Genomic DNA, 4,712 nt, shown 5'->3' with positions numbered 1-4,712 from the left:
CCGCAAAGGTCAGATCGTGATCGATAAAGAAGAATGTGATATGGATGCAGACGACCTGATGATGCTGGCTCTGGATGCAGGTGCAGAGGATTTTTCCGAAGAAGAAGACAGCTTTGAGATCCTGACATCACCAGATGATCTGGAGGCCGTAAGAGAAACTCTCGAAGCCAAAAAGATCCCGATGGCTCAGGCAGAAGAGACCATGATCCCTCAGAATTATGTTGCTCTTGATGATGAGACTGCTCTGAAGAACCTTCAGCGTACCCTGGATCTGCTCGAAGAAGACGATGATGTTCAGGCGGTATATACCAATCTGGATGAATAAAACGACAAGGCGGATAAAAAGTCCGTTTAATGAGGATTGTGATATATGAGCAGTAATTATACCATAGCTTTTGCAGGGATGCCGGCATTGCTGGATGAACAAGAACATGTCATGGAAAATTTCACGTTCGAACGCTATCCGGATTCATTTAAACGCTACTGCAACAAACACAAAGCGACATTAAAAGCAGTCGAGGATGGCTATCTTCAGGTTATTGATAAAGAACAGTTTCTGACCAATATGGCAGAAGAGCTTGCAAATTCTGCTGAAAAGCGAATTGCCGAAGAGGAAAAGAAAAATGCAAAAGAGAAACTGGCTGCAAACCTGAATATGTGCCTGGTAATCTATACGCTTCCGGCTGTTCTTGAGATGAACAAAGCACCTGCGAATCTTTTTTCCAAAAAGATTCTGGAAGCCTGGAAAGCACATTTTCCGAAAACCAATCTCAAAGCTTCTACTTTTAAGCAGATCAATTCTGGATTTAAACGGAAATTCTGTTACATCACCACAGCAGTGTGCAGAACATTTGGCAAACCGGATGATTGTTATGAGCTGAACCTTTTCCGAAATTACCGCGACCATTATTTGATGGAGCAGGAAAACGGAGAAGCGATCGTTTATGAATATTATGATCTGGCTCCTACCATTGTAAAACATATTGATCAGAGAAAAGATGCAAAAGAAATTTACCGGAACATATGGGATACTTATCTTTCCCCTTGCCTTGGTATGATCGAACGCGGAGAAAATGAGGCGTGCAAAGATCTTTATATTTCCATGGTCCGTGATATGCAGAAAAAATATTTCTTTGAAGAACAGTAATTCTACATCCTAAAAAAAAGCGGAACTTTTTTAAGAGTTCCGCTTTTGCTGATTCAAAAGAAAAGGAGGTGACCTATGTACAACGTATTAACAGCCATAAAAAACAATATGCTTCTGCAGGAACTGAAAAGGCTTCACATCTGGGGTGCGTCTACCGGTTTTGAGATCTGTGAGGTCACTTCTGATTTTGCGACACTGATAGAGCACCTGCGTAAAAACAGGTATCAACTGGTTTTGCTGGAAGCAACACCGGATTACCCGGTTTTAAACCTTCTGCAGACCATCCGGCAGGAAAAGCTCTGTCAGGCAATCGCGATGGTCGGGCAGACGGCGGAATTTAAGATCGTGCGAAAAAGTTTTCTGCTTGGTGTCGATGACTATCTGATCACGCCGTTTGAGATCAGTCAGTTTATCTCGCTGTTTGGCAAGATCGAACATGCGGAGCATGGAAAGATTGAGGCAGAAAACAGCCAGAAAGAATCCCTGCACCGTTCTTATCCAATGGAAGAAGTGGAACTTTCCGAGGAACGTTTGAAGAACTGAAACAGGTCTGTTCTTAAAAATCCGTATAAATTTTCTCTTTTCCGGTTATGCTGTCAGCAGAATGCCAAAGCTTGCATATCAGGTTCTGTATCATACAAAATGACAGACCTGGATCAGAAAGGGGATACACTATGGCGGAAAAAGAAAACAGCAACAGCGAAAACACAGAAACTAAAAAAAATGAGCAGATCAGAGAATACGGTCAGACCAAACTGGAACACAACATTCACCTGCTTTCTGTGATCGGAGAGATCGAAGGACACGAATGCCTTTCCTCCAATACAAAAACTACAAAGTACGAGCACGTCCTTCCTCAGCTTGCTGCCATTGAGGACAGCAGTGATATCCAGGGACTGCTCGTTCTTTTGAATACTGTAGGCGGCGATGTGGAAGCCGGTCTTGCCATCGCAGAAATGATCGCATCAATCGACAAGCCGACTGTTTCTCTGGTACTTGGCGGCAGCCATTCAATCGGTGTGCCGATCGCTGTCTCTACCGATTATTCCTTTATTGTCCCGACCGGAACGATGGTCATCCATCCGGTCCGTATGAATGGAACAATCATTGGAGCCCCACAGACCTATGATTATTTCAAACAGATGCAGAATCGCATTTTAGGTTTTATTTCCAGTCACTGCGAGGCAAAGAGAGAACGTCTCGAAGAACTGATGCTCGATACCGGCATGCTGACAAAAGATCTCGGAACCATTCTGGTCGGAGAACAGGCTGTAAAAGAAGGAATCATCAATCAGATCGGCGGAATCCATGAAGCGATCACAAAACTGCATGAGATGATCCAGCAGAGCCACCAGGAAGCATAAGAAGTTTCCAAAAGAGCAGTTGCTGAAATTCAGGTCAAAGTAGATGCACTTTAATTGCTCTCTTTGCTGTACTGTTCAAAGATCTCGCGGACGTGACCATAAACGCGTCCGCCTTTTGAACTCTGAAATGCCTTAACCAGCTGATTGTTCAGCTCTGTTTTATTCTGGCTTCCGGAGATTGCACGGTAGACTACCGAATAGCTGCTCGGTGCAAGTTTATCCGATTTGACTGCCATCCGCACCTTTTTCCGCCATGCTTCCGGAAGATCCGGAGATGCGGAAGCCTTTGTTTTCCTTCCGGATGTGGCCGGTCTGGTCGGTGCTGCGGATGTCGATGCGACCGATGAGGTCTGTGCTAAAGCAGCATCTGGCTTTTGCTTCCGGACGACCATCTGCGGTGGGATATTTGCCGGAAGCGAGAGTGGAGCCGGAGGCACAATGGATTTCTGGCGGATGATATCGATATTTTTATCACTCCAGAAGTCGATCACGCTGTCATATCCGGTATCGTTCGTGATAATATAAACATGTTCCGGTTTGTCCTTTCCGATCAGGAAACCAAGATAAGTCGAGAGCTGGAAATCCAGATAATTTTTTCCGGTCTTTAAAATCTTAATGTATTCAAAATGAGCAGGAGACTGAGAAAGCTCAATGTGACGCTCAAAAGAAATATTCTTCGTATGCTGACTGTAGAAGACAATCACCGTGTCCTCGGCGGTCAGTTCTTTTACACCCATAAAACCGGTGTCTGTAACATTTTCATAATCAATCAGATATAAATTCATATTATCGTTGCCTTTCCAAACAAAAATTTCGTTATCTTTATTGTAAAAAAGAATGCAGAAACTGTCAAGTGACAGGGTGTGGCTGTTGACGAATATCCGATTGTGTTATATGATAAAAAAATGCGAAAAAATAATTTCTGCAAGTAACCGTCAACCAAATATACAGACTATGCACAGAAATAAGGATAAATGATTCAATGAGAAAATTAGCTTTAAGAGATGAAATTTTATTAAGTATAGAAAAACCTGCCCGTTATATTGGAAATGAAGTAAATGCCGTTATGAAGAGCAGGGACGTGGACATCCGCTTTGCCATGTGCTTCCCGGATGTCTATGAGATCGGTATGTCACATCTCGGTATTCAGATTCTGTATGATATGTTCAACAAACGGGAGGATACCTGGTGTGAGCGTGTCTATTCCCCATGGACCGATCTGGATGCCGTGATGCGCAAGGAACACATTCCGCTGTTTGCCCTGGAGTCCCAGGATCCGATCAAGGATTTTGACTTTCTTGGAATCACGATCCAGTATGAGATGTGTTATACCAACATTTTACAGATTTTGGATCTTTCCGGTATCCCGATGATGGCAGTTGACCGTACCTGGGACGATCCGATCGTGATCGGCGGAGGTCCATGTGCTTACAATCCAGAGCCTCTGGCAGATTTCTTTGATATTTTCTATATCGGAGAAGGCGAAGTCGTTTACGATGAACTGCTGGAACTTTTCAAAAAAGCAAAAAAGGAAGGCTGGAGCCGTGAAGAGTTTCTCCATCAGGCATCACATATTGCCGGTATTTATGTTCCGTCTCTTTATAAAGTATCTTATCACGAGGACGGTACCATTGCAGCCTTTGAACCGGTTTATGATGATGTACCGAAAACCGTCGAAAAACAGATCGTTATGGATGTGACAAATGCTTCTTATCCGAAAACACCGGTTGTTCCGTTTATCAAATGTACACAGGACCGTGTCGTACTGGAGATTCAGCGTGGCTGCATCCGCGGCTGCCGTTTCTGCCAGGCAGGTATGATCTACCGTCCGACCAGAGAGCGTGACCTTGAAATGCTCAAAGAATATGCCTATGCCATGTTAAAGAGTACCGGACACGAAGAAATTTCCTTAAGCTCTTTGAGTTCCAGTGACTACTCAGATCTTGCCGGGATTGTAAATTTCCTGATCGATGAGTTCGAGAAAACAGGTGTAAACATTTCCCTTCCGTCCTTGCGAATCGATGCGTTCTCACTGGACGTTATGAGCAAAGTTCAGGACATCAAAAAAAGTAGCCTGACGTTTGCACCGGAAGCCGGTTCTCAGAGACTGCGTAACGTCATCAACAAAGGACTGACAGAAGAAGTGATTCTGGATGGTGCCGGAAAGGCATTTGACGGCGGCTGGAATAAAGTAAAACTTT

6 protein-coding genes are annotated in these 4,712 nt (G+C 44.0%); 5 read left to right on the top strand and 1 reads right to left on the bottom strand.

The genetic code is table 11. From position 1 onward, the window contains the following. From ACLTL4_RS10965 to ACLTL4_RS10950, 4 genes are all read left to right on the top strand, one after another. Positions 1–325: YebC/PmpR family DNA-binding transcriptional regulator (locus ACLTL4_RS10965; protein WP_412320540.1), on the top strand; the 325-nt coding region annotated here is incomplete at its 5' end. Positions 326–370: 45 nt separating this feature from the next. Next, positions 371–1,147, top strand: coding sequence for a CFI-box-CTERM domain-containing protein (locus tag ACLTL4_RS10960; protein ID WP_173895346.1), 777 nt, complete (start codon positions 371–373; stop codon positions 1,145–1,147). Between the two features lie 75 nt (positions 1,148–1,222). Beyond that, a complete protein-coding gene (locus ACLTL4_RS10955; protein WP_412291089.1) occupies positions 1,223–1,690 on the top strand; it encodes a response regulator in 468 nt (155 codons plus the stop codon). A gap of 131 nt (positions 1,691–1,821) precedes the next feature. Beyond that, positions 1,822–2,511: a ClpP family protease gene (locus ACLTL4_RS10950; RefSeq protein WP_412291088.1), complete on the top strand. Its 690-nt coding sequence runs from the start codon at positions 1,822–1,824 to the stop codon at positions 2,509–2,511. Positions 2,512–2,561: 50 nt separating this feature from the next. Here the strand turns inward: ACLTL4_RS10950 and ACLTL4_RS10945 are convergent, their stop codons facing one another. Then, complete coding sequence (locus ACLTL4_RS10945) at positions 2,562–3,296, bottom strand: PIN domain-containing protein (RefSeq protein WP_173897099.1); 735 nt, start codon at positions 3,294–3,296, stop codon at positions 2,562–2,564. Positions 3,297–3,493: 197 nt separating this feature from the next. On the opposite strand from ACLTL4_RS10945, the gene ACLTL4_RS10940 reads away from it, so the two are divergent. Then, on the top strand, positions 3,494–4,712 hold a 1,219-nt coding region (locus ACLTL4_RS10940), incomplete at its 3' end, for a TIGR03960 family B12-binding radical SAM protein (RefSeq protein ID WP_412320539.1).

This window comes from Hominisplanchenecus sp. (genome assembly GCF_046967715.1).
Lineage (GTDB): Bacteria > Bacillota > Clostridia > Lachnospirales > Lachnospiraceae > Hominisplanchenecus > Hominisplanchenecus faecis.
The sequence above is the reverse complement of the archived record's forward strand: the minus strand, read 5'-3'. Positions and strand labels throughout refer to the sequence as shown.

What these genes read in the sequence shown, in the direction of transcription:
- ACLTL4_RS10960 (WP_173895346.1), top strand. Translation starts at nt 371, where the DNA reads ATGAGCAGTAATTATACCATAGCTTTTGCAGGGATGCCGGCATTGCTG.
- ACLTL4_RS10955 (WP_412291089.1), top strand. Translation starts at nt 1,223, where the DNA reads ATGTACAACGTATTAACAGCCATAAAAAACAATATGCTTCTGCAGGAA.
- ACLTL4_RS10950 (WP_412291088.1), top strand. Translation starts at nt 1,822, where the DNA reads ATGGCGGAAAAAGAAAACAGCAACAGCGAAAACACAGAAACTAAAAAA.
- ACLTL4_RS10945 (WP_173897099.1), bottom strand. Translation starts at nt 3,296, where the DNA reads ATGAATTTATATCTGATTGATTATGAAAATGTTACAGACACCGGTTTT.